Origin of the sequence: Pantoea sp. EKM10T, assembly GCF_011800685.1 — a bacterium.
GTDB lineage: Bacteria > Pseudomonadota > Gammaproteobacteria > Enterobacterales > Enterobacteriaceae > Pantoea > Pantoea agglomerans.
Map to the genome: position 1 here is coordinate 196197 of NZ_JAALEU010000007.1, position 24968 is coordinate 221164.

Consider the following 24968-nt stretch of genomic DNA (forward strand, 5'->3'; position numbering starts at 1 on the left):
ACGAAACGGTACACGCTATGACAGACAGTAATTTGGTTTGGTTTCATTGTGATGGCAATCACATCGTATTTATTTAGGAATAGTCCCGCGCTCAATTCGCACGCCAACCTGTGCTGCCTGGGCTACAGCCCCCGGTTTGCTTACCTTTATGCGGACGCCAGGCGAATTGAAACGGTTCATCAACAGATCCGCGATTTCTTCAGCAACCCGTTCAACCAGCGCAAAACGACTGCCGGTAAGATGCGTCAGAATCGCCGAGGAGACATCCGCATAGCTGAGACAATCTTTCACATCGTCGCTGCTGGCCGCCAGACGGTTATCCCAGGCCATTTCGACATCGAGCACCAGCTTCTGCTGTATGCCCTGTTCCCAGTCGTAAACACCAATGGTGGTGAAAACCGTGAGTTGTTCTATAAATACGATATCCATGATGAGAGTCTCTGTTTTTGGCTAAGCCGGATACCACTTCCGGCTGATTATGCGTATTATCCACGGTTAAAGAGATCAAAACGACCCTAAAGGGAACGGTACGGTGTTATGAGTGCTTTCGCGCTTGGTATGATTATTTTCGCGTATCTTTGCGGTTCGATTTCCAGTGCGATTCTGGTTTGCAAACTCGCTGGCCTGCCCGATCCGCGCACACACGGTTCCGGCAATCCGGGTGCCACCAACGTCCTGCGTCTGGGCGGTAAAACCGCAGCAGCCAGCGTATTAGTATTTGATGTGCTGAAAGGGATGGTGCCGGTCTGGCTGGCCTATCTGATGCACGTGACTCCGCTCTATCTCGGCCTGACCGCCATTGCCGCCTGTCTGGGTCATATCTATCCGGTGTTCTTTCACTTTCGCGGTGGCAAGGGTGTGGCGACGGCATTTGGCGCGATTGCGCCGATTGGCTGGGACTTAACCGGGCTGGTGACCGGCACCTGGCTGTTAACGGTCTTACTCAGCGGCTATTCCTCGCTGGGTGCCATCGTCAGCGCGCTGATCGCGCCTTTTTATGTCTGGTGGTTCAAACCGCAGTTCACCTTCCCGGTTTCTATGCTCTCCTGTCTGATCCTGCTGCGTCATCACGATAATATTCAGCGGCTGTGGCGGGGTCAGGAAGGCAAGATCTGGAAGCGCAAAAAGAAATCTCAGCCATAAAAAAAGCTGGCCTGAAGGTGTCGACAAAGTCTGGCTTTATGTCCGCGACTGCGCAGGAAACAGGGTCAGATCGGAAAGACGCAAAAGCCGTCATCCCTGACCGCTCGGCCCGCGCCATCCATGGCGCGTGACGCTTTCCTCCTCTGACCCTGTTCCCTGCGCGTTGAGCTTATCCGTTACGGCCAGATTCCCCCAGATGCAGGCTTGTGAGCCGGCTTTTTTCACATCAGATGGCGGGCAGTTCCGCCAGCGGCCAGCGCGGTCGCACGCTGACGCTTAACTCTCCCCGCGTTCCGCCTTTTAACCGCACCATGCCCGCATACGCGATCATCGCACCGTTATCGGTACAGAACTCCGGGCGGGCGTAGAACACTTCGCCGCCGCGCTTTTGCATCATGATCGCCATCTGCTCGCGCAGTGTGCGGTTAGCGCTGACGCCACCGGCAATCACCAGACGCTTAAAGCCGGTCTGATCCAGCGCACGCTTACATTTGATCGACAGCGTATCCACCACCGCGTCTTCAAAGGCGCGGGCGATGTCAGCACGGGTCTGAGCATCATCATCATTGGCGCGGATGGTATTAGCGGCAAAGGTTTTCAGGCCAGAGAAGCTGAAATCCAGGCCCGGACGATCGGTCATCGGACGCGGGAAGGTAAAACGTCCCGCCGTGCCCTGCTGCGCCATCTTCGACAGCATTGGCCCGCCCGGATAATCCAGCCCAAGCAGCTTGGCCGTTTTGTCGAACGCTTCACCCGCGGCATCATCGATCGATTCACCCAGCAGCGCGTATTCACCAATGCCGGTGACGCTAATCAGCTGCGTATGTCCGCCCGACACCAGGAGTGCAACAAACGGAAATTCCGGCGGATTCTCTTCCAGCATCGGTGCCAGCAGGTGGCCTTCCATATGGTGGACCGGCACGGCGGGGACTTTCCAGGCAAACGCCAGGGCGCGGCCAATGGTGGCACCAACCAGCAGCGCACCGACCAGTCCAGGGCCTGCTGTGTAAGCCACCGCGTCGATCTGCTGCGGCTCCAGACCGGCCTCTTTCAGCGCAGCCTGAATCAACGGCACGGTTTTCCGCACGTGATCACGTGAGGCCAGTTCCGGCACCACACCGCCATAATCGGCGTGCAGTTTTACCTGGCTGTAGAGTTGGTTAGCCAGTAATCCGGCCTCGTCATCATAGATTGCGATGCCGGTTTCATCGCACGACGTTTCAATACCCAGAATTCGCATTGCATCACCTCATTCTTGCGGCGCGCAGTTTATCACAGCAATTGGATGTGCAGCGCGGGCATCCACCGTAAAAAGTCATTTTCTGTCGGCTAAAGAGTGCGCTATACTCCCGCCCCTGGAAAAACCGGCAGCCGCACAGGCAAACGCTCCTGTTGGTTTCAAATTATCCATGGTGCTTTACAAACCAACTTGAGTTGGAGTAAAATGCTGCACCATTTTGAAATGTGCTGGCGCCGCAGTCAGCAGCAAAAACCGAATTTTATCGAGGTGAGAGTTACATGCCGGTAATTAAAGTACGTGAAAACGAGCCATTTGACGTAGCACTGCGTCGCTTCAAGCGTTCATGCGAGAAAGCAGGCGTTCTGGCTGAAGTTCGTCGTCGTGAGTTCTATGAAAAACCGACTACAGAACGTAAGCGCGCTAAAGCGTCAGCAGTTAAGCGTCACGCCAAGAAACTGGCTCGCGAAAACGCACGCCGCACTCGTCTGTACTAAGTCGTTCCGGAGGTTCGCCTCCACCGCGTGATTCACGCAGACAGAGTCAAGTAAAAGGCCGTGCTTTCCGAAAGGAAGCGCGGCTTGTTGCCGTTTATGAGCTGAAAATCTGGGGCGTATGGCTGGACGAATTCCACGCGTATTTATCAACGATTTACTTGCCCGCACGGATATCGTGGATCTTATCGATGCCCGCGTTAAGCTGAAAAAGCAGGGTAAGAATTTCCATGCGTGCTGTCCTTTCCATAATGAAAAAACGCCCTCTTTCACCGTAAACGGCGAAAAGCAGTTCTATCACTGTTTCGGCTGTGGTGCACACGGCAACGCTATCGACTTTTTAATGAACTTTGATCGTCTGGAGTTTGTGGAAAGTATTGAAGAGTTAGCCACTTCCCACGGTTTAGACGTGCCTTACGAAGCAGGCAGCGGGCCCAGCCAGATGGAACGCCATCAGCGCCAGAGCCTGTATCAGCTGATGGATAACCTGAACGGTTTTTATCAGCAGGGTCTGCAGCAATCCAGTGCGCAGCCAGCACGCGACTATCTTGATCGTCGTGGTCTGAGCGCCGACATCATCAATCACTTCGCCATAGGTTACGCGCCAGCCGGCTGGGACAATGTTCTCAAGCGTTTTGGTAAGCAATCGGAAGATCGCGAGTCATTGATGGAAGCGGGCATGCTGGTCAGCAATGACAAAGGCCGAACTTATGACCGGTTTCGCGACCGCGTCATGTTTCCGATTCGCGATAAGCGTGGACGCGTCATAGGTTTTGGCGGACGCGTGCTGGGTAACGATACGCCGAAGTATCTGAACTCGCCGGAAACACCTATTTTTCATAAAGGCCGCCAGCTCTATGGCCTTTATGAAGCCGTTAAGAACCATCCTGAACCCGCCCGCCTGTTAGTGGTTGAGGGATACATGGACGTGGTTGCGCTGGCGCAGTACGGGATAGATTATGCCGTTGCGTCATTAGGCACCTCCACCACTGCTGAACACATTCAGTTGCTGTTCCGCAGTACCGACACCGTGATCTGCTGTTACGACGGCGACAGGGCTGGTCGTGAAGCGGCATGGCGTGCACTTGAAACCGCATTGCCTTACATGAATGATGGTCGTCAGCTACGCTTTATGTTTTTACCCGATGGTGAAGACCCGGATACGCTGGTACGCAAAGAGGGTAAAAACGCCTTCGAAGCGAGGATGGAGCAGGCAATGCCGCTCTCTTCGTTTTTATTTGATAGCCTGCTGCCGCAGGTGGATCTGAGCTCACGCGACGGAAAAGCGCGCCTGAGCACGCTGGCTTTACCGCTGATTACGCAGATCCCTGGTGAGACCTTACGTATTTATATGCGTCAGGAACTGGGGAATAAACTGGGTATTCTTGACGACAATCAGCTTGAAAAGCTGATGCCGAAGCTGGCCGCAAGCGGAACGACGCCGGTAGCACCACCGCTGAAGCGTACCACTATGCGCGTGCTGATCGCGTTGCTGATTCAGAGTCCGCAGCTGGCCACCCTGGTGCCTTCGCTTGATGGGCTGTCTGAGTCAAAAATGCCGGGTTTACCGCTATTTATTGAATTAGTGGGCCGTTGTAATGAGAATCCTGGATTGACCACCGGTCAGCTACTAGAGTTATATCGCGGAACAAATTTTAGTCAGACGCTTGAAACACTGGCGATCTGGAACCACATGATAGTAGATGAGGAAGCCGAAGCGGTGTTCCAGGACTCGCTGGCCAGCATCTACGACTCTGCTCTTGAAGAGCGCCTGGAGTTTTTGATTGCGCGTGAACGCACCCAGGGACTGAGCGCCGATGAGCGCCGGGAACTCTGGACTCTCAGTCAGGCGTTTGCCAGAAAGTAACTGTTTTCAGCACGCTGCCCGTTCTGACAGATGAAAGGGCAGATTGCCTGTTTTAGTGCCGCGGACACCCGTTTCGCTACCGTGAGTGATGCCGGTACCGAAATAGTCCGCAGTACCACAAGTTAAAGGCCGCAGGCGTTTACGCCAGTCTGGTCACCGCCAGCGCACAGCTTCCGGAACGTACTGAAGTACGTAAGGAAAGCGAGCACTGCCGGGGAGCAGAATGGCGAGTAAGCCAGGCCAGCAGCACAAAATTTAAAGGCCGCAGGCGTCGAAGCCAGTCTGGTCACCGCCAGCGTACCGCTTCCGCAGCGTACTGAAGTACGTGAGGAAAGCGAGCACTGCCGGAGAGCAGAATGGCAAGTAAGCCAGGCCATTAGCACAGAGTTTATACAAGCGGCTTAAGTGCCGAATACTGATGGGCAAAGCCCACGCCGCGACGAAGGCAGCGGCAAGAATTAAATGCCTTTACTGCTATTGTTGGCTCGCTGCCGACCGACACCAATCTAATTTAACAGAAGTGTGGATACCGTCTTATGGAGCAAAACCCGCAGTCACAGCTCAAGCTTCTTGTCACCCGTGGTAAGGAGCAAGGCTATCTGACCTATGCTGAGGTCAATGACCATCTGCCGGAAGATATCGTCGACTCAGATCAGATCGAAGACATCATCCAGATGATTAACGACATGGGTATTCAGGTGGTTGAAGAAGCCCCGGATGCCGACGATCTGATGCTGAACGAAAACAGCTCCGATACTGACGAAGATGCCGCGGAAGCTGCCGCTCAGGTGTTATCCAGCGTTGAATCTGAAATCGGGCGTACCACTGACCCGGTCCGCATGTATATGCGTGAAATGGGTACCGTTGAACTGCTGACGCGCGAAGGCGAAATTGACATCGCTAAGCGTATTGAAGACGGTATCAACCAGGTTCAGTGTTCTGTAGCCGAATACCCTGAAGCGATTACGTATCTTCTGGATCAGTACGACAAAGTTGAAGCAGGCGAATCACGCCTCTCCGATCTGATCACCGGTTTCGTCGATCCTAACGCAGAAGAAGATATCGCCCCAACGGCAACGCACGTGGGCTCTGAACTCTCTGAAGCCGATCGTAAAGACGATGAAGAAGAAGATGAGGAGGATGATGACAGCTCCGACGACGATAACTCAATCGATCCGGAACTGGCGCGCGAGAAGTTTTCTGACCTGCGTAAGCAGTATGAAACTACCCGCGCAGTGATTAAAAGCAAAGGTCGCAGTCATGCTGCCGCCGTTGCTGAAATCCAGAACCTCTCTGATGTCTTCAAGCAGTTCCGCCTGGTACCGAAGCAGTTCGATTACCTGGTAGGCAGCATGCGCACCATGATGGAACGCGTCCGTACGCAGGAACGTCTGATCATGAAGCTCTGTATTGAGCTGTGCAAAATGCCGAAGAAAAACTTCATCACGCTGTTTACCGGCAACGAAACCAATGAAACCTGGTTCAAAGCCGCACTGGCCATGAACAAGCCGTGGTCTGAAAAGCTGCTGGAAGTGCAGGATGACGTGACACGTTCCCTGCAGAAACTGGCGCAGGTTGAAGAAGAGACCGGTCTGACCATTGAACAGGTCAAAGACATTAACCGTCGCATGTCGATCGGTGAAGCCAAAGCACGTCGCGCCAAGAAAGAGATGGTGGAAGCTAACCTGCGTCTGGTTATTTCGATTGCCAAGAAATATACCAACCGCGGTCTGCAGTTCCTTGACCTGATTCAGGAAGGTAATATCGGCCTGATGAAAGCGGTAGATAAGTTTGAATATCGCCGTGGTTACAAGTTCTCAACCTATGCGACCTGGTGGATCCGTCAGGCTATCACCCGCTCTATCGCCGACCAGGCGCGTACCATCCGTATTCCGGTGCATATGATTGAGACCATCAACAAGCTCAACCGTATTTCACGCCAGATGCTGCAGGAGATGGGCCGCGAACCCACGCCGGAAGAGCTGGCTGAACGTATGCTGATGCCAGAAGATAAAATCCGCAAGGTGCTGAAAATCGCTAAAGAGCCGATCTCTATGGAGACGCCGATTGGTGATGATGAAGATTCACATCTGGGCGATTTTATCGAAGACACCACGCTGGAGCTGCCGCTGGATTCTGCTACCTCAGAGAGCCTGCGTTCTGCGACCCATGACGTGCTGGCTGGCCTGACCGCGCGCGAAGCGAAAGTGCTGCGCATGCGTTTCGGTATCGATATGAACACTGACCATACGCTGGAAGAAGTGGGCAAACAGTTCGACGTTACGCGTGAACGTATTCGTCAGATTGAAGCCAAAGCTCTGCGTAAACTGCGCCATCCGAGCCGTTCGGAAGTGCTGCGCAGCTTCCTCGACGATTAAGTCAGACAAAAACCCCGGTTCGCCGGGGTTTTTTATGCCTGCCTGTTACTGCCTCTCCCCTGCCCTGCGCAGATTCATTCGCTCCCCGCATGCAGTTCCACATAGAGCTGACGATACGCCTCTACCATCTCGTCCAGAGATGCGCGATTAAGGCCGCTGGGATTCGGCAACACCCACACCTGCGTTTTTCCCATACATATCGGCTGTTTGCCCCATTCGACTTTGCTCTGTTTAAAAGCACGACGAAACGCATCCTTACCCAGGATAGCCAGCGCAGCCGGCTGGTAATCCAGTACCTTTTCCATCAGCCGTTTGCCGCCATCGCGCAGCTCATCAGGCGCTAACTCACTCGCCTGCACCGTGGGCCGCTCAACCAGCATGGTGATGCCGCAGCCGGTCTCCGTTAATCGCTGCTCCTCTTCCGGTTTCAGCTGCTGCTGGGTGAATCCCGCCAGATGGATCACTTTCCAGAACCGGTTGCCGGGATGCGCAAAGTGAAACCCCTGATGAGCGGTTGACTGACCCGGGTTAATGCCACAGAACAACACATCAAGATCGGAGGTGATGATGTCGCGGATAGCGTGTTCACTCATGCCGCCACCTCCAGCATACGCTGCTTCAGCGCATCGCGGCTGCGTTGCAGCATCTGGCTGGCCTGCTCTGCATCCGGACAGGCTCGCGCCAGTGCCAGCGCGCCAACCATCTCTGCCAGCATGCTGGAGGCCAGCGCTTCCGCCTCGGGCAGCCTCAGCTCACGCAATATCTGCGTCAGGCTGCTGTGCATCGCATTAAAACCCTGTGCGAAGATCTGCCGTGTCGGCTGTGGAAGATGAGCCACTTCACTCACCAGAGCGGCTAATGGACAGCCCTGCGCCGGTGCATTGCGATGCGCCTCGGAAAGATAGCTATCAATAAAATCTGCCAGCTGCTGCGCTGGCTCTGTCACGGACTCCGTGGGCTTGAAGGTATCGGCTTCAGCAAACATATGCTTCAGCACCTCCTCAACCAGCTCCTCGCGTGAGGTAAAATGCGCATAAAAACCGCCGTGTGTCAGACCGACCCGCTTCATTAGCGCCGCCACACCAATTCCTTCGGTGCCGGTTTCACGCATTACGCGCGCCGCCTCATCAAGGATACGCTGCCGCGTATGCGCTTTGCTGCTCTGCTTCTCCATCTCATCTCCTGCGGTGTCTGCTACGTAGCGTCTGGCTATTATAGTAATTATTACGGTCATCATATTCCAGCTTGACGACAGATATGATGATCGTCATATTGATGGCTATTATGACGACCATCATACGAGGAAAAAGAGATGTCACAATCAGGCACAGCTTTAATTACCGGCGCATCCAGCGGTATCGGCGCGACCTATGCAAAACGACTGGCAGCACGCGGTTATGATTTGATTCTGGTCGCGCGCGATCAGGGGCGGCTCACCACCCTGGCTGACGCACTGGCAAAGCAGCACGATATTCGGGTGACGGTTATGGCGGCTGACTTAACGCATGAGCAGGATCTGCAACGCGTGGAGTCGGAGCTCACGAACAACGCACAGATTACGCTGCTGCTGAACAACGCGGGCATGGGCGTTGAGGGTGAGTTTCTGGAGGCGGACATCACACGCATTAACAGCATGCTGGCGTTAAATATTCTGGCACCCACCCGTCTGGCACAGGCGGCTGGCCGGGCTTTCAAAGCGCGCGGAAATGGCATCATTATCAATATCGCGTCGGTGCTGTCGCTGGTGCACGAGATGTTCAACGGCGCCTATAACGCCACTAAGTCTTACATACTGACTCTGACGCGTGCGATGCAGCGTGAACTTGCAGAGAGCGGCGTGCAGGTACAGGCGGTGTTGCCCGGTGCGACCCGTACGGAGATTTTCGATCGCGCAGGCCAGTCTATTAATGACATCCCGGCTGAAATGCTGATGGACGTTGATGAGATGGTGGACGCCGCGCTTGCCGGACTCGACAGCAAGGAGACGGTAACCATTCCGGCACTGGAGGATCTGCAGATGTGGCACGACTACGATCAGGCTCGTGGCACAATGGTTCCCCACCTTTCACGGAATCAATCAGCATCCCGTTATCGTCAGCGCTGAGTCAGCCATCAGCCATAACGACTGAAGTCCGGTTTCACTAAAGGCACGGAGAAGCATTATCCGTGCCTGTTTGCGACTTCGGGATCGCGGTTCGCCAGATTTGTTATAGAAATCAGCAGGTAAATCACTGCTGCTTATTTCAGCAACCGGTGGCTGAGTGCTGGATTGCCCTGAAGAGATACTTTATAATCCCCGCTCCGCTGGCCCCTTAGCTCAGTGGTTAGAGCAGGCGACTCATAATCGCTTGGTCGCTGGTTCAAGCCCAGCAGGGGCCACCAAATTTAGTCATAAAAAACATATACTTAAGCCGCTCATTGAAGCGGCTTTTTTGTTCCTGGCTTTTCGAGTGGCGGCAAAATGGCGGCACATTTTCACCGCCACCGCCTTCCCCCGACTGATTCGCCAGACAAACTCACCTCAAAAGGACGTTTGATAATGCGATTACATTTGGCCCTGATCAGCTCAGCGTTGATATTTTTTCCAGTTGCTGCGGCGCAAGCTTCAGACGTAAGTACCCTCAAAAATAAACTTAAGCCCTGGCAACCAACGGAAATCAGCCTTAAGGATGACCAGCTAACTGTTGTTATACCCGCCGCCAGTATTGATGATGAAACTTATAAAGTAATCACCTCCAGCGGGATATGTTCCCCTATCTGGACAAAAGACGTTCCTGCTGATTACCTTAAAAAAATTAAGGCAATCAACGTGACCAACAAATTTAAAGCCAGCGGATATTCTTTTGAAAACCCGCTATCGACCTGTAATAAAATGGGTAAATTGATGGATAAGCCCGCAATGGCATTGCTGCTTGGCAATACTCACATTTTCAAGGGCAGCGAATAGCGCGCACAAAAAACCCCGCTAATGTGGGGTCTTATGGACTGCTCAAGTTAGTGCAGTAAGGATGGCTGGGATTCATGCCCGGTGAAGATCGGCACACGATTAACCTGGCCGGGCGTTACAATAATCATCGCTAACGTTTCGTGCGTTTTGAAAGAACAGCTGCAATTGATGTTCTGGCACTGGTGATAACGCTCTTTTGTTTCTTTTGAAATGTATCTGCTGCTTTTAGCGTGTGCGGCGGTCTGGCATAACGGACAATGCATCATCGGTGGCGTCTCCCTGTAAGCTCGAAGCTTTAATACCCTTAAATGCCAAAATGAGCAACAACTTTCACTTATTGTGAATCATCTTCGTCTGATTCTGCCTGATACTCCACATCGGATAGTAAGACTTCAAATTCAAGCTGCGTGGTATACCCGCTGCCGCTCAGGCTATGCGTCACCTTACTGATAATCCACGGCTGCGCATCGATCACCGACTTAAAGCCGTTCACCCTGACGGGCGTCTCCGGGTACAGGTCGGCACGTCCCATCGCCAGCGTAAGCGAGAACTCAGCGACGCCGCGCTGCAGCTTATCCCACTTTGCTTTAGCTGCCCGCATCGCGGCCGCTTTCGTCGCATACACGGTCGTCAGCGTAAAAATGTTGTCTTCAGTCCCTGCGAGATAATCGCCCTCTCTGGCCTCCGGTGTTTTGGTCGCAGTCGCCTTTTTCTTCTTCGCCGCGGGGTGCTCCAGCGCGCGCAGGTGCTTTACCTTCGGCTTACGCTTCACCTTAACTTTCTTTGGCTTCGGGTCTTTGGTATGCAGCCAGCTCGCAGAGACGCCCGTGTATGCGCCTCGGTCGGCAATGCTGAAGCTGTGCCGGTCGCCATCCTGCCGCGTGATAGTCATCTGCGGAATCGGCTTGCCGCTGGCAGTGACGCCGTTACCGGGCTTAATAAACAGAAGCCGCCCGGCCTTTACTGCCGCAACAGCGCCGTAAAGTGTGGCGAGTCGCGTCAGGAATTTAGCGTCAGTCTCCTGCGTCTGGTCAATGTGGGCCACTGCAATTCCGGCGAATCCATCGGCCAGCATGGGCTTTAAGTTATTGCGCGCGGCTATCTGCGTGACGACTTCCCCCAGGGTTGTATCGTGGTAGGACACCTCCCGGCGGGAATTGAGCGAGCCACGGAAATCAGCGCTGCGGGCGCGAATAGTCATGGTGTCCGGCGCGCCGTGGTGCTCTACCTCATCAACGGTGAAATTACCTTTTCCGAAAAGCGTCTGGCCTTTCCAGCCGAGAAACAGCGTTATCACTGCGCCGCGTACCGGCATAGCCAGCTGTCCGTCGGCGTCGTCCAGCTCAATATCCAGCTGGTCAGCCTCAAAGCCGCGATTATCGGTCAGCGTCATCGAGATAAGGCGATCCCGGATATTGGTTGTGACGTCTTTGGAATTAACCTTCAGCATGAAATCCGGCGTCAGCTGCGCCCCGGCCTGCACCGGCAGGCTGCTTATCCCGATCATCCGAGCAGCCCCCCGGCAGATGAAATCAGGCTACCTGCCGCCGACTTCACGCCGTCGATTGCTGACGTGAGCTGCCCTGGCAGGCTGGCGGATCCGCTGATAAGTCCGTCAGCCTGCTTTTTCAGATCGCCAAACATGGACGTCAGAGACTCATCAACGCGCTTCAGGCTCAAGGTAAACATGATTTTACTGGCCGTCCCGTTGGGGTAAAACTCGCTGAAGGTGTTAGAAATACTCTCGATCACGTACATGCCGTAAATCATGCCGCTGCCGCCAATCAGCGGCCACGCCATTCCCTCGTCGGCCATCAGGCGGACGGTCATCAGCGACACCGAGCCGCCCGTGATTTCCGGGCGAAGCTCCCCGGAAAGCGTAATTTTCTCATCGCCCGGACCGATAAACTGCGCCGACGGACGCTGCCCGAACCGGCTGTTAGTGGGCCAGCGATAGTCGATATTCTGCTGCATATCCCCGTAAGGCAGGGTCTGTCGCATAAACGGCATCATGCCGTAAATCATCATCATCGTTTAATCCTCCCAGCCCATTTTGCTGCGGTTCTGCGCCTGCCGGTTGCGCTGCTCTTTAGCCTGGTGCTGCGCCATCAGCGCCATTGCGTCGTCTTTGGTCATACCCTCATGCATGTTGATTTCATACTGATAAGTATTCTGGCTGCGGTCGGTGAATCCGCCCCCGCCTGACGGGGCTGAAACCGGGCGGTAAGGCGCGCCACCATAGGCGATGTTGTATTGCAGCCCGCCGGTATCTGCGCCCGCGCCGCCGGTTGCTACCGGATCCGGGGACGGGACTTTGTCTTTGAGGCCATCGGATTTCGTGTCGATAATGCCGAGCTTATCCAGCACCCAGTTGATGCCGCCCATAAGCTGATCGAGCGCGTGGCTGGGGATTTTCAGCGCCTCGGCCAGCATGTTGCCGAACTTCTTACCCATGTCTCCGGCGGTGGCAAGTTCGGTCTGCGTGGATTTAACCGGCTCCAGCAGTTTGCCGAACCAGTCCCAAAGCTCTTTGACCTTGCCGCCTACCCAATCAAACACCGGCTTCAGCGAACCGAAGGAATCACTGATCGGCCCCATCGCTGCGGTAAAGCCTTCGGCCACGCCCGCTATAAAGGCGCTGATGGGTTCCCAGTATTTGCGTACCAGCAGCGCACCGGCCACGATTACCGCCGCGACAGCCAGAACCGGCAGCGTGATAGCGCCGAGCGCTGCCCGCGATGCCGAATGCCGTGCCGAGGAATCCCGCCCCGGCAATCAGGGTATTCACGCCCGCTATCACCGGCCAGGCTACCAGCCCGATTGCGCCCAGCGCTCCGGCTAACATCAGCCCGCCCATTACCACTTTTGCGATACCGCCAGCCAGCTCCGGGTTAGCCTTAATCCAGCCATCCACCTTGAGCAGCAGCGCCGCCGTGTCCTGGGTAAGCGTGCGCAGGCTGCCGTCGTTCTGATCAAACAGGTCGGTGCCGATAGCCTCATAAGCAGACTGCAGCTCTTTCAGGTCGCCGCCGAGATTATCCTGCATGACCTGGACCAGCTCGGCGGTTTTGCCATCAGAGGCTTTAAACGTGGCGGTCAGCTGATCGAGCTTGCCGGTTGAGGCGGCGGTCATCAGTACGGCCGCCGATGAGCTGGCCTCCTCGCCGAAGATGGTCTTCATGTACTCGGCGCGCTGGCCCGTCCCCAGTTTGTGACTATCAAAACTCGCCTGCATTTCTTTCAGGATGGTGAATATCGGGCGGGTATTTCCTTTGCCGTCTGCGGTTTTAATCCCCAGCTCTTTGATAGCCTTGAATGATTCGCCGGTAGGAGCCTGCAGCCTGCTCAGCACGGCACGGCCTCCCGTACCGGCCATTGAGCCGGTGATTTTGGCATCGTGTAAAGCGCCTACCATTGCCGCCGCCTGCTCGATGCTGACGCCCGCGTTTTTCGCTACCGGGGCGACGTAGGTCAGCGCATCGCTCAGCCCGTCAAAGTCAGCGGCCGTTTTATTCATGGTCATCGATAGCACGTCGCCGATATGTGCAACCTTATCGTTTGAAAGCTGGAAGGCTGATTTCATCCCCATCAGCAGCCCGGCGTTTTCCTCCATCGTGCGCTTATTTGCCAGTGCCATATTGAGCGTAACCGGCGTTACCGCCTCAACGGCAGCGGCATCGCCGCCCCCTTTGGCGATAACGATTTGCGCGCCTGCCGCATCATCGGCAGAGGCAGCGGTTGTATCACCCAGCTGGCGCGCCTGCGCACGCAGGGCCGTCATTTCCTTTGAATCTTTCGCCACGCCAAGCACGGCCTGCAGCTCAGAGTTTTTTTGTGCAAACTCAAAGCCCGGCTTCAGCAGCGAGGTTGCCGCCATGCCGCTGACCGTTGCCGCACCGATACCGGCCGCGCCCATATTGCGTACTTTGCCCGATAGCTCCTGCCCTTTACGGTAGCGCTCGCTGGTCTGGTTCAGCCGCTCCTGCTGTGCATTCAGCCGCTGCAGCTCCATTTTCTGGCGGCTCAGGCTGACGGTTGCCTGCGCCGAAGCGGATTTCAGGCGCTGCTGCTCGCTGCTCAGGGCTTTGGTGGAAATCCCCGCCGCGTTAAGCGCCTCGCGCTGCTGCTGCACCGAAAGGCGCAGGCTGTTGGTTTTGGTCTGCAGCTCTGCCGCCGCCTGCCGGGCCTTTTCCAGTGCGCGGGCCTGCTGCGTCGTCGGGCGCTCGGTGTTTTTAAACTGCACGGCCAGCGCGGCCGCCTCCTGCTTCGCGTCCTTCAGGCTCTGCTGCGTGACGCCCATCCGCTCCGGGTTAGCGGCACTGGCGGCCATGCTTCCGACTTCAGCAGTAGCCTTAAGCACGTAGGACGGAAACTTTTCTTTTGCCAGCTCATTAACCGGTACGCATGGCAGGCAATGCAATTGAGCCAGCGCACCATCTATCAGCGTTGCGTCTTCGGTCAGATCGGTAAGCAACAGCAGTTCTGAAACAGTCAGCTGATGAACCTGATCCGGGTTCAGCTTGTTGCGCAGGGTCTGTGCTTTCATGCCTGCACGTTGCGACAGCTCAACCATGCTGTGTGTCAGCGCAAACTTGCGGCAGGCGTCGTCATAGTGGTTATGGGTGGAAGTCTTGAAATCAAACATGTACGAATCTCCCTATTCACTTAATGTGAATTAGCCGCCAATAACGAGCTGAAAACGGGAATGCCCGAACGCCTTGCGCAGTTGTTCTTCTTTCCAACGTGCGTAATAGATACGAATTGGTCCACCCGCTTTCTTACAGCCTTTGCGGATAGTACGGGGTTCTATAGGCAGTTGCGGGTTGTCACCGGTAGTCCAGCGATAAACAGTGCGGCGTGAAACGCCTTCCAGTTCAGCGAACTGCTCAGCCGTGACAATCGGTGCTGGAACTTTGATGATTGCGATTTCAGAAGCCATATAGCATGATTCCTAAATTGATAATATTTAGACAATGAGTGCATAGTTTTTGCCTACTTTTGCCACTTAATGCCACCGTCAATGTCGATACTAATGCTAATTTTAGTATCTAGCAATACAGGAATGCTAATTTTAATGTTAGATGCCAATTTCAATAACGAAGAGTTACTAAACAGAATCTGCGAGGTTTATGGATTTACTCAGAAAATTCAGCTCGCTAATCACTTCAAAATCGCAGCCAGTTCCTTACAGAACCGTTATACACGGGGCAACATGTCGTACGACTTTGCTGTGCATTGTGCACTTGAAACCGGCGTAAACCTCAAATGGCTAATGACTGGTGAAGGTGAAAAAAGCATCTCAGCTGATGAGAACCCAACATCAACCAATCTTCCTTTATTCGAATTAAGTGAAGGTGAATTGAGCAATACTGGAACTCTATTGTTTGATCGACAGTTTTTTACCAAGCAGCCAAAAAATGGAAGTTGTGTGAAAAGTGATAACAGTACATATGTCATAGAGCAGGAAGCCTCTATGTCGGACGGTCTTTGGTTAGTTGATATTGAAAGCGCAATCAGCATCCGTGAGATAACAGTTCTCCCTGGCAAAAGATTGCATGTTGCAGGCGGTAAAGTACCTTTTGAGTGTGGCGTTGATGAAATAAAACTGATTGGCCGTGCGATAGGTGTTTTCAGCGAGGTTAATTAATGACTGTGCGTAAAAATCCTGGTGGCGGCTGGATTTGTGAGCTTTACCCAAACGGTGCAAAAGGGAAACGCATCAGGAAGAAATTCGCCACTAAAGGTGAGGCACTGGCATTTGAGCAATACACCGTTAAAACTCCATGGCAGGAAGAAAAGGAAGACAGGCGCACTTTAAAGGAACTGGTTGATTCATGGTATGGCGCTCATGGCATTACTCTGAAAGATGGCTTAAAACGCCAGTTAGCTATGCACCATGCTTTTGAGTGTATGGGCGAACCACTCGCTCGCGACTTCGATGCGCAGATGTTTTCCCGCTATAGGGAAAAAAGGCTAAAGGGTGAATATGCCCGCTCAAACAGGGTTAAAGAAGTATCGCCTCGTACGCTTAACCTTGAGCTGGCTTACTTTCGCGCGGTATTTAATGAGCTAAATCGACTAGGAGAATGGAAAGTTGAAAATCCGCTGAAAAATATGCGCCCTTTCCGCACCGAAGAAATGGAGATGGCTTGGCTTAATCACGACCAGATTTCGCAACTGCTCGAAGAGTGTAAACGGCATGAGCACCCTGATTTAGAAATCGTGGTAAGGATCTGTCTTGCCACTGGCGCACGGTGGTCTGAGGCTGAAAGTCTTAAAAAAAGCCAGCTCGCGAAATACAAAATCACATACACAAACACGAAAGGCAGAAAAAATCGCACTGTTCCAATCAGCAAAGAACTATACGATTCTCTGACTGATGATAAAAATGGTCGGTTATTCAGTGATTGTTATGGCGCCTTCCGGTCTGCTCTGGAAAGGACTGACATCGAACTACCGGCAGGACAGCTTACACACGTTTTGCGTCACACCTTCGCCAGTCACTTTATGATGAATGGCGGAAATATTTTGGTCTTACAGAGAGTGCTTGGCCATACAGATATAAAAATGACAATGCGATACGCTCACTTCTCGCCTGATCATTTAGAAGATGCTTTGAGGTTTAACCCACTTTCTCGCCATATTAGTCTTTAAAAGGAACTTTAAATGTCAATATTAACCATAATAAACTGTAAAACTGCTAAAGAGTTTCTAGATCTACTAACACCTTGGAATACAGATTACAAGTTAACTGATTATGTATTTAGGGGGCATACAGATGAAAATTTCAAATTGCACCCCAATATAATGAGAAGAAAAAACAACCCTGATCTACTAAAAATTGCCAAAATGATTATCAAAAAAGGGAAACACCAAAACGCTATAAAAAGTGTTGGCCCAACGAACATCAAAGACTATCATGCCACAATTGAAATGACTATTTTGAGAAGATTTTATAGATCAGCGAATGAAAATGGATTGTATGTACCAAACTCTAAGTTAATGAGTTCTCAAATGGAAATAGATGGTTATATTAACTTCAGCTATGTTATGAAGACATTTAATGTTGATAAATGGTTAAACGATGACTCTATTGAGATAGCAGCCCTAGCACAGCATTATGGACTACCTACTAGGCTGATTGATTGGTCATACAATCAATATGTAGCATCATTTTTCGCCACTAATTTTATGAAAAAACCAGCTAATAACAATAAAATAAGCATATGGATGTTGAACTACAAAAAATTAAAAAACCTATTTCCCTCTCCTCTTTCAGATGTTAAAATATTTAGCCCACATTATCAATGGAACGAAAATGCAAAATCACAAAGAGGTTTGTTTACATTTATTCAATCGAAACATGACATCAAAGAAGGACCTTTATTGGGTGAATATTTAGATCACTTCACAACAAATAACTCATTCAGTACAGACCCAAAATTTGATATTATCAAAACAGATCAACGCACTATGGATATTGCACTTGAAGATGCTATAACCGAATATAATTCAAAGAAAACAGTTCAAATTAACACTGATGACATCTTAATTAAATTAACATTACCAAGCTCAGAAGCACTGAAAGTTAACAACTTCCTTAGAGAGATGCAAATCAGCGAAGCAACTATTTTCCCTGGCTACGGCGGGGTTGTCGAAAACTTGAATTCGAGAATACGATTTTAATTCAATTAATGTGTATTCATTAAGCAAACAATAATCGCTATTTTAACGACTTTTAACCATCATATTTCCAGTGGCGATAAAGTGGCGGTGGAAATGGCTAATAATGGAAAATCATTGGCAAAGACTGGCAATCTATGTCAATGATAAATAGAAAAAACCATTGATTTTCGGCTAATGTAGTAGGAACTCATAATCGCTTGGTCGCTGGTTCAAACCCAGCAGGGGCCACCAAATAAAACAAGGAGTTAGATGAGAAATCGTCTAACTCCTTTTTCTTTGGGCGCGAATCAGGTGATGTAGTGGGTGACGTAAGTGAATGGCTGGGTGACGTAAGTAGTGTGGGTTTAAATGTCTGGCTGGCCGGTTGCCAGAAACCTGATTTCCTTTTTCGAAAAGCCTGACAGCCATCCAGATTCAATCATTAAGACAGCCTTATCTGCCCCCCAGGATTGCAGGACAAAAACAAGCCATGAGTTTCGACGATTCCATTCAGCAATTGCGTAATGAGCAACTCGCGCGCCGGTCTGATACAGAACGCTTCATCAGTGTTAAGACTCTATTTGAACAGCTCAAACAGCGTTATCCAGATCAGAGCTACAACGCCCTGTGCCTTTTAGCGCTGAAAAAGTATCGACGTTCAGAGCATCAGCCTCCGCTGTATTGGTTTAGATATGAAAGCTGGTATGACACTTCACCCGTTGCCCCATACCAGCTCTTGGATAAACATGGCGCACCAAACATCGGTGCTCCTGACTATTATCCTAATGCCGAGGCGGCACTGCGGGCGGTAAGTGATGATGTCATGAATACTGATAAGCTGGCTAATTGTGGTTTTCTGCGGACAGAAATTGCTGACGTGCTTGGAGTTCCGCTTGATACTGCAAGGCCAGAAGCACCGATGTGTGAACAAGATACCTCGGACCTAAAGGCTGAAAATCTAGCACTAAAAGAAAAGATTGAGTCGCTGGAACAACGCCTGACTGCCCCTATAGATAAAGCCGAAACCTATGCAGCTAAACGGGAAGAGTTTCTCATCGCTGTCATAGCCAGTTTGTACGACAAAAACAGGCTCATCTCATCAAAGGATTTACTGCCAAAGGCACCGGAGCTTTTGAGATTGGTCGAAAGAAAGATCTCGCTCTTCTGGCCAGCGGAAGGATGTTTTCCAATGAGTGAAGAGCAATGCCTAAAAAATCTCCGCGAAGCGATTAGCCTGCTTGAACGCGACGTAACTGATCTTCATCAATTGCGGGCCGAAAAGAGACAGATGCAAAAAATAAGAAAAATTAAATCTGCTTAATCAGTAGGATAGCAAAGGTCACTAAGGTATCTTTCCAGGGTAACCACGACATAGACACTCTCGGTTTTTAAGATACGTTTCGTCTTTATTCGTTACCGAGAGGTTTAACATGAAACACATCAATTCTTTATCAACGACCGTCAGTCACCTTCCTGGCCCGCAACGCCTGATTCGTATCTGTGAGATGCTTGACCTTCTGAATTGCAGCCGAACCACCCTTTACCGCTGGGTGATCAGCGGTGAGTTTCCTGCGCCCAAAAAACGTTCAGGGAGAACCATGGGCTGGACAGTCACGCAATATGAACAGTGGCTTGATAACTGCTGCTAAACCTCTAAGTAGGGCTGGGATTTCCAGCCTTTCTTTTATCTGCTGATGCAACCATTTGAAACAACCAGCGCATCAAATCGTTACCAATCCATGATTCTTATACAGCCGTAACCCTATGATAAACAGTAAAACTGGCAGTCTGCATTCAGCCATTCAGGAACCGGTAATTAATAATATTACGCGCAGTACGGTTTATCCGGATATCCGGACTAACGGCGAGTTTCTGTATGACAATATTCTCTGGCCAGTCATGCCTGAAGAGAGTCAGCAGGATGTGAAGATCATGAATTCTCTTTTCAGAGCAGTTGATAGAACTTATGCCAGTTGCTCTCGTTTTCTGGCAATCCGTTATGATTTTCATCTGCCTCAGTACACGGCTGACAACCGCGTTATTACCCGCTTTCATCAGCTATTGATTCCTGCTCTAAGGAAGGAGTATCCCAAAAGCTTTGCTCGGGTGTTTTGGGTCAGAGAACAGAATCAGGCACCAGCACAGCATTATCATTACTTACTGATGGTTGATGGTAACTGCGTGCGTCATCCTCTTAAAATTAACAAGCTGGTGGAAAGCTGCTGGAAAATAGCAACGGGCGGAACGGTCTGGTTTCCAAAGCATGGTTACTATTTAATTCGAAAGAATGACACCGAGGCCATGACCGCATTGTTACTGCGGGTGAGTTATTTTGCTAAGCAGCACTCTAAGGAAGGAATTGCTAAAGACATTGCGTGTTCCGGAACTCGGCATTACCCGTATTTAAAAAAAGCCAAACATACTAAAACTACGCAATTACGTACTCAGATTGCTGATTTTGATCGGGCACAAGCGCATTGCCCTCTTCCCGGAAAGCTGGATTCGCTTTTCAATCCCGCAGAGCCTTCTGCTGGTAAGCCTGCGACATTGCCTCTGAAAGATAGCCAACGATTGGATGAGGCTGCCTTACTGCCAATGAAGGCGCTCAGACGAGCGCTGCAGCGTTTTAGTAAAATCAGGGGCCGCCTGCGTGACGGTAATAGCGTCGTGGCTGGCACTAAACTGAGCCCTCACTGGCACCGTCATTTTGAGCGCTACTATCGCTATTACTGGCCATTCAATATCAGCGTTTCACAGTATTGCCGCTGGTATTACCTAAATCCGTCTACAGCAAGCCGCTATTTGTGTAACTACCCGGCTAATCTGGTTAATCCATGGTTGTTAGCGTGCTGGCTGTAAATATTTTGAAAGTTGATAAAAATGAAAAACAAAATAAGCAGAAACGTTAAAATTTCGGTGCCCCACTCACTTAATCGTAAGATGAAGACTTATGTAGGCGGCATTGACTGGCTAACCGGTTATGAAATTGTGCCGCTGACTGATGAACAGCGGCTGCAAAGAAAGCAGCATCTGCATGCTCTGCCTGCAACGCTGGATGAGTTGTTTGAGCGTTTCCTGCTGCCTGCTATAGAGTGCGACGTGCATTACAAGGACTACAACTTCTGGAGCGATACGTGGCGTATCCAATGGGCTTACCACAAACAAAATTATCGTCGTGAAGCAATATTAAGTGGCATAACGCAGCAGCAATATGCAAAAGCACGTAAGCTCCCTAAACGTGTGATGTATGACCATTTGCATAAATGCGGTGGCGCGGCAATTCGTGTGCTGTTTTGGGTTTATCATCGCCGGCAGTTCCACCAGCAGCAGCGGCTTACGGTTCAGGAATACATTTCTGAGCATCAGCTTCCCCAACGCACAGCGTATCGTCAGTTGTCGCGACAGCCACTGAGTGATATCTGGGCTCAGCATTTTGATAACTATTACAGTGATGCATGGCTGAGGCATTGTAACGTCAGAGAATATGCGGATTTCTATGGTTTGAACGTTACCACTACCCGCCAGTATCTGTTTAACTTCCCCATTGGGCTTTTTGACCCAATGTTGATTAAACCCTGGATGTGATTTTTCAAGACAGTCGCTGAAGAATTTGGTCATGAATTCTGATCACTAGATAGTGATCAAAACCGTCAAACGGTAAACAACGCAATGATCAGAATTTGAAAAGCCTAATATCAACCTCCGTATATGAAATGCGCATGCTTTAGCTGGTGTGGGAAAGACATATACCTTGTGCTTTAACTTAGTGACGGGCACTGTAAATCAGCAGCTGATGGCATTTAAGGTGCTTGACGATGAAAAACATGACTTTGCAGCAACTGACCGTCTGCATAAGGCAGTAAACTACTGGTGGAGGAAAACTCTGAGGCGGAAATCACCAACTCTATTCTGTGAAAAATAAATTTTATCCGATTAAGATAAGAGCCTAATTGGATTTTTTGCCCCGGCGTTATGTCAGATTCTTTGTAAGAATGGCAATGATCAATCAGCCAACGAAAAGAGGCCACTAGTGCTGGGATATGCAGCCCGAAATGGTGAAAAGGAATAAAATGATTACGAAAATATGGACGCTCACGAGATTGATGCGGAAGAAGATACAGGAAATCCGCTTGCCGATAGTCCCGGAAATACAGAACCTGAAGAAAGCCTAGTACCTGCATTGGGACCTCACTTTGATGCTATTAAACACAATAAGACTGACGATTGACTTTTCACCACAATTATACATGAACTGGAGTAGCAGCTGATATTCATGATGCTATGTAAAAAAATGGCTTACATATCACGATTGAACACATATAAAGGGGATATAGGCGTCTAGCCATGTTTACCAGCTTTCTTGTTAATGGAGTCGGCTAATGGCTTGAGAGGTTAAATGGCAGAGACGGAAGGAATTTATAGCAAAGTCTCTTACTTTGAAGTAAGGATGACCAGTTTCACGTTAATTAAAAAATTATAATGTCAGTAATTTCTTGCAAAATTGTGCTACTCGCCTTCAGAGTTTCTTGCCCTGTTGCAGGTCCGCTTAGTGCTAGAAACGGAAGTTGCTAATACCTGGCCGATTTAATCAATATAGAGCCGATCATACTGGCCTAGTATAATGAATAACATGTCGGCATTTAGTTAAAAAAGAGAAAATTCACATGACAATGTTACGCAAATAAAAGGCTGGCTATCATATGAGCCAGCCTTTTTATTTAAAAAAATTATTTGTCAGAAAATGTATTTACGCCTGTCAGATTAGCCGTAAATTTCCACAATTTTAAAGCCTCTTCTGGGTCAACAGCATATTCGCAAACACCAACAAAAGGCTCTGGATATTCAGATGCGAGCGCGGATACATCACAATCTTCACAGTAAAGCCCGCCAAGACCATTCAGTTGAGGACTGGTAGCCGCCCAGACTTCGGTTGCTGCTCCCTGAGCTGTGGATTTGAAAGTGGGATCAATTGGATTTCCATCTTTGTCCATCCATCCTTCTCCAGCCATCTCTTCATTTGTCAGATGTCGCTGCAACGGAGTAAATATTTTTCCAGGATGCAGTGAGAATGCTCGAATATCACGACTCTTACCGTAGCTGTCGAGCTGCAACGCGAACAAGATGTTGGCTGTTTTAGACTGGCCATATGCTAGCCATTTGTCGTACCCGCTGGTGAACTGAATATCGTCCCACCGGATTGGCGAGTTGTGGTGTCCTGCTGATGAGACACAGACTACTCGTCCACCTGAACGAATGTTATTCCAGATTAAGTTTACCAGCACATAATGGCCTACATGATTGGTTGCAAACTGGGATTCCCAGCCCGGCCCTACTCTTCGTTCAGGGCATGCCATGATACCGGCATTACACAGCACGTAATCGAATACATAGCGGTTAGCTGAAACAATGGCGGCCACGTTTTTAACAGAGGCGATATCAGACAGATCCAATGGGAGGATAGTGACATTTTTCTGTTCACTGAGATTTTGGGCAGCTGATTTAACATCTCTTGCTGCCACAACAACATGAACTCCCGCAGCAGAAAGGGCCTTTGTTGCCTCAAATCCCAGACCAGAATGTCCCCCCGTGATAAATGCAGTTTTTCCTACAAGGTCGAGACTTTTGAGCACATCAGATGCTGTTGAGGACGCATCAAATCCTGACTTTACCGGTTTCTGAACTGCCATCTTATCCTCCTGACTTTACTGTAATTCTGCTGTGGCATGAGGGGTGTAAAACTCTTCCAAAGCAGCTATCTCACGTTCATCCAGATTGATTTCGACGCTCCGGATATTATCAGTGAGTTGTTCAACCGAAGTGGCCCCAATGATGGGTGATGCCACACCTGGACGGGAAAGAAGCCATGCGAGTGCAACATGTGCAGGCTTGCATTCTTTATTTCTGGCAATCTCATTGAGTACGGTAATGACTTTCACATCGCTGGCTTTAGCCGACTCATACAGCCATGACTGGACTTTATCTGATCGGGAACGGGCAGTTTCCGCGTTTTTAGCAAGCCTCCCTCGAGCCAGTGGGCTCCAAGGTGTTACACCAATTCCCTCAGACACACAATAAGGAAGCATTTCACGTTCCTCTTCTCTGTTAATGAGGTTGTAATGGTTTTGCATACTGATAAACGGCGTCCAGCCATTATTGCGCGCAACATTTTGTGCCTGAATGAATTGCCATGCCCTCATCGAGGAAGCACCAATATAACGAACCTTGCCAGAACGGACTAAGTCATTAAGTGCTGACATGGTCTCTTCAATTGGCGTATTGGGGTCCCAACGATGAATAATATATAAGTCAATGTAGTCCGTTTGCAGACGCTTTAAACTCTGGTCAACCTGTGAAAAAATTTCTTTGCGTGACAATCCACCTGACTGTGGTGAATCACTCATTTTTTCATAAACTTTAGTTGCAATCACGACATCATCACGTTTTGCATGTCTTTTCAGACATTCACCCAAGATCTCTTCGCTCGATCCTAAAGAATAAATATTTGCGGTATCGAAAAAATTGATTCCTGAATCTAGTGATTCAACAATGATTCTTTCACTTCTGGCGAAGTCAAGTGTCCAAGGGTGTGCTCCCCTAGACGATTCTCCAAATGACATACATCCTAGGGCAATACGAGACACGACCAGGCCTGATTTACCGAGGTGAGAATAAATCAACCGCTACCTCCTTAATTGTTTAATTCTGTAAGGCGTGACCAGGATGTCTCCTGCTCATCTAAAGGTATGTCCAGACTTGAAAGATACATGGCTGTCATCCAACAGTGCCCTGCCAAATGTGTTGCATCTGCAATCTCGCCTTGGGAATAAAATTCGTTAAGCTTGCGAAACGCATCAGGTGAGGCTTTGCCATTATTAATACATTCGGTGATGTAGTGAACCATAGCCTGACGACGAGGTTCCATCGCACTATAATTGCCATTTTCAATATCACTTATTTCTTGCTCTGATAAACCAGCTTTAATCGCTAAAGGATAGTGAATGAGTCGCTCGAACTCACTGTCAACGAGTTTAGCCACACGCATCACAATTATTTCGCGCTCATAATCATTGAGATAACCTTTTGTGATGGCACCTCCCAATGCAAGATGAGGGCCAGCGGAGCATTTTGTGAGAAGCAGACTACGAGTCAGATTTGACGGGAACTTCTCATAAACGCTAAGCTGTTCTTGAGTAAAGTCTTTAACATCTGTCAATTTAACAAGTGGCTTATTCATAAA

General features: G+C 50.3%; 25 protein-coding genes, 1 tRNA gene and 1 pseudogene. 14 read left to right on the forward strand and 13 right to left on the reverse strand.

Annotated features, from left to right (window positions below; all coding sequences use genetic code 11):
- Nucleotides 1-69: 69 nt before the first annotated feature.
- On the reverse strand, nt 70-429 hold the full coding sequence (gene folB / locus HFD95_RS15000; protein ID WP_010249061.1) for a bifunctional dihydroneopterin aldolase/7,8-dihydroneopterin epimerase: 360 nt from the start codon (nt 427-429) through the stop codon (nt 70-72).
- A gap of 108 nt (nt 430-537) precedes the next feature.
- Here folB and plsY point away from each other — a divergent pair, with 108 nt between their 5' ends.
- Nucleotides 538-1143 (forward strand): glycerol-3-phosphate 1-O-acyltransferase PlsY, encoded by a 606-nt coding sequence (plsY, locus tag HFD95_RS15005; RefSeq protein ID WP_010249063.1) that lies wholly within the window; start codon nt 538-540, stop codon nt 1141-1143.
- A gap of 226 nt (nt 1144-1369) precedes the next feature.
- Here plsY and tsaD read toward each other — a convergent pair whose 3' ends face one another.
- The gene (gene tsaD / locus HFD95_RS15010) at nt 1370-2383 is read right to left on the reverse strand and encodes a tRNA (adenosine(37)-N6)-threonylcarbamoyltransferase complex transferase subunit TsaD (RefSeq protein ID WP_010249066.1); all 1014 of its coding nucleotides are present in this window, start codon (nt 2381-2383) and stop codon (nt 1370-1372) included.
- Nucleotides 2384-2661: 278 nt separating this feature from the next.
- Between tsaD and rpsU the strand changes: the two genes are divergently transcribed.
- From rpsU to rpoD, 3 genes are all read left to right on the forward strand, one after another.
- The gene (gene rpsU, locus HFD95_RS15015) at nt 2662-2877 is read left to right on the forward strand and encodes a 30S ribosomal protein S21 (protein WP_001144069.1); all 216 of its coding nucleotides are present in this window, start codon (nt 2662-2664) and stop codon (nt 2875-2877) included.
- Nucleotides 2878-2995: 118 nt separating this feature from the next.
- Entirely contained in the window at nt 2996-4741 is a 1746-nt protein-coding gene (gene dnaG, locus HFD95_RS15020) for a DNA primase (protein WP_167430425.1), read from the forward strand.
- A 536-nt stretch (nt 4742-5277) separates the two neighbouring features.
- Nucleotides 5278-7119, forward strand: a complete 1842-nt coding sequence (rpoD, locus tag HFD95_RS15025; protein ID WP_010699749.1) for an RNA polymerase sigma factor RpoD — start codon at nt 5278-5280, stop codon at nt 7117-7119.
- Between the two features lie 74 nt (nt 7120-7193).
- On the opposite strand, the gene mug is transcribed toward rpoD, so the two are convergent.
- The gene (mug, locus tag HFD95_RS15030) at nt 7194-7712 is read right to left on the reverse strand and encodes a G/U mismatch-specific DNA glycosylase (protein WP_167430426.1); all 519 of its coding nucleotides are present in this window, start codon (nt 7710-7712) and stop codon (nt 7194-7196) included.
- Nucleotides 7709-8293, reverse strand: coding sequence for a TetR/AcrR family transcriptional regulator (locus tag HFD95_RS15035; RefSeq protein ID WP_167430427.1), 585 nt, complete (start codon nt 8291-8293; stop codon nt 7709-7711). The genes mug and HFD95_RS15035 overlap by 4 nt, the downstream gene beginning before the upstream one ends.
- 138 nt (nt 8294-8431) lie before the next feature.
- Between HFD95_RS15035 and HFD95_RS15040 the strand changes: the two genes are divergently transcribed.
- The 3 genes from HFD95_RS15040 (at nt 8432) to HFD95_RS15050 (ending at nt 10066) form a co-directional block, all read left to right on the forward strand.
- On the forward strand, nt 8432-9223 hold the full coding sequence (locus tag HFD95_RS15040; RefSeq protein ID WP_167430428.1) for an SDR family oxidoreductase: 792 nt from the start codon (nt 8432-8434) through the stop codon (nt 9221-9223).
- 202 nt (nt 9224-9425) lie between these two features.
- A tRNA-Ile gene (locus HFD95_RS15045) sits at nt 9426-9501 on the forward strand.
- Between the two features lie 79 nt (nt 9502-9580).
- Nucleotides 9581-10066 carry a hypothetical protein gene (locus HFD95_RS15050; RefSeq protein WP_243208632.1) on the forward strand — a complete coding sequence of 162 codons (486 nt, stop codon included), beginning with the start codon at nt 9581-9583 and terminating at the stop codon, nt 10064-10066.
- Between the two features lie 47 nt (nt 10067-10113).
- Here the strand turns inward: HFD95_RS15050 and HFD95_RS15055 are convergent, their stop codons facing one another.
- The 5 genes and pseudogenes from HFD95_RS15055 to HFD95_RS15080 form a co-directional block, all read right to left on the reverse strand.
- On the reverse strand, nt 10114-10332 hold the full coding sequence (locus HFD95_RS15055) for an ogr/Delta-like zinc finger family protein (protein WP_010678536.1): 219 nt from the start codon (nt 10330-10332) through the stop codon (nt 10114-10116).
- A gap of 68 nt (nt 10333-10400) precedes the next feature.
- Entirely contained in the window at nt 10401-11573 is a 1173-nt protein-coding gene (locus HFD95_RS15060; protein WP_167430429.1) for a phage late control D family protein, read from the reverse strand.
- Nucleotides 11570-12097: a phage tail protein gene (locus HFD95_RS15065; protein WP_061704108.1), complete on the reverse strand. Its 528-nt coding sequence runs from the start codon at nt 12095-12097 to the stop codon at nt 11570-11572. Before HFD95_RS15065 ends, HFD95_RS15060 begins: the two co-directional genes overlap by 4 nt.
- A 3-nt stretch (nt 12098-12100) precedes the next feature.
- A pseudogene (locus tag HFD95_RS15070) lies at nt 12101-14711 on the reverse strand (phage tail tape measure protein).
- 30 nt (nt 14712-14741) lie between these two features.
- Nucleotides 14742-15005, reverse strand: a complete 264-nt coding sequence (locus HFD95_RS15080; RefSeq protein ID WP_033772647.1) for a hypothetical protein — start codon at nt 15003-15005, stop codon at nt 14742-14744.
- A 135-nt stretch (nt 15006-15140) separates the two neighbouring features.
- On the opposite strand from HFD95_RS15080, the gene HFD95_RS15085 reads away from it, so the two are divergent.
- The 7 genes from HFD95_RS15085 (at nt 15141) to HFD95_RS15115 (ending at nt 21316) form a co-directional block, all read left to right on the forward strand.
- Nucleotides 15141-15713, forward strand: coding sequence for a phage repressor protein CI (locus tag HFD95_RS15085; RefSeq protein WP_167430430.1), 573 nt, complete (start codon nt 15141-15143; stop codon nt 15711-15713).
- The gene (locus tag HFD95_RS15090; protein WP_167430431.1) at nt 15713-16720 is read left to right on the forward strand and encodes a tyrosine-type recombinase/integrase; all 1008 of its coding nucleotides are present in this window, start codon (nt 15713-15715) and stop codon (nt 16718-16720) included. The genes HFD95_RS15085 and HFD95_RS15090 overlap by 1 nt, the downstream gene beginning before the upstream one ends.
- 12 nt (nt 16721-16732) lie before the next feature.
- Nucleotides 16733-17752: an FRG domain-containing protein gene (locus HFD95_RS15095; protein ID WP_167430432.1), complete on the forward strand. Its 1020-nt coding sequence runs from the start codon at nt 16733-16735 to the stop codon at nt 17750-17752.
- A gap of 469 nt (nt 17753-18221) precedes the next feature.
- Nucleotides 18222-19052 (forward strand): hypothetical protein, encoded by an 831-nt coding sequence (locus HFD95_RS15100; protein WP_167430433.1) that lies wholly within the window; start codon nt 18222-18224, stop codon nt 19050-19052.
- A gap of 109 nt (nt 19053-19161) precedes the next feature.
- Nucleotides 19162-19380: an AlpA family transcriptional regulator gene (locus tag HFD95_RS15105; protein WP_167430434.1), complete on the forward strand. Its 219-nt coding sequence runs from the start codon at nt 19162-19164 to the stop codon at nt 19378-19380.
- 115 nt (nt 19381-19495) lie between these two features.
- Nucleotides 19496-20590 (forward strand): inovirus-type Gp2 protein, encoded by a 1095-nt coding sequence (locus tag HFD95_RS15110; protein ID WP_167430435.1) that lies wholly within the window; start codon nt 19496-19498, stop codon nt 20588-20590.
- A 21-nt stretch (nt 20591-20611) separates the two neighbouring features.
- Nucleotides 20612-21316 carry a hypothetical protein gene (locus tag HFD95_RS15115; protein ID WP_167430436.1) on the forward strand — a complete coding sequence of 235 codons (705 nt, stop codon included), beginning with the start codon at nt 20612-20614 and terminating at the stop codon, nt 21314-21316.
- 215 nt (nt 21317-21531) lie between these two features.
- On the opposite strand, the gene HFD95_RS15120 is transcribed toward HFD95_RS15115, so the two are convergent.
- The 4 genes from HFD95_RS15120 to HFD95_RS15135 form a co-directional block, all read right to left on the reverse strand.
- Nucleotides 21532-21912, reverse strand: coding sequence for a hypothetical protein (locus HFD95_RS15120; RefSeq protein WP_167430437.1), 381 nt, complete (start codon nt 21910-21912; stop codon nt 21532-21534).
- 546 nt (nt 21913-22458) lie between these two features.
- Nucleotides 22459-23418: an oxidoreductase gene (locus HFD95_RS15125; RefSeq protein ID WP_167430438.1), complete on the reverse strand. Its 960-nt coding sequence runs from the start codon at nt 23416-23418 to the stop codon at nt 22459-22461.
- A 15-nt stretch (nt 23419-23433) separates the two neighbouring features.
- Nucleotides 23434-24408, reverse strand: coding sequence for an aldo/keto reductase (locus tag HFD95_RS15130; protein ID WP_167430439.1), 975 nt, complete (start codon nt 24406-24408; stop codon nt 23434-23436).
- 11 nt (nt 24409-24419) lie between these two features.
- Nucleotides 24420-24965 carry a carboxymuconolactone decarboxylase family protein gene (locus HFD95_RS15135; RefSeq protein ID WP_167430440.1) on the reverse strand — a complete coding sequence of 182 codons (546 nt, stop codon included), beginning with the start codon at nt 24963-24965 and terminating at the stop codon, nt 24420-24422.
- Nucleotides 24966-24968 lie beyond the last annotated feature (3 nt).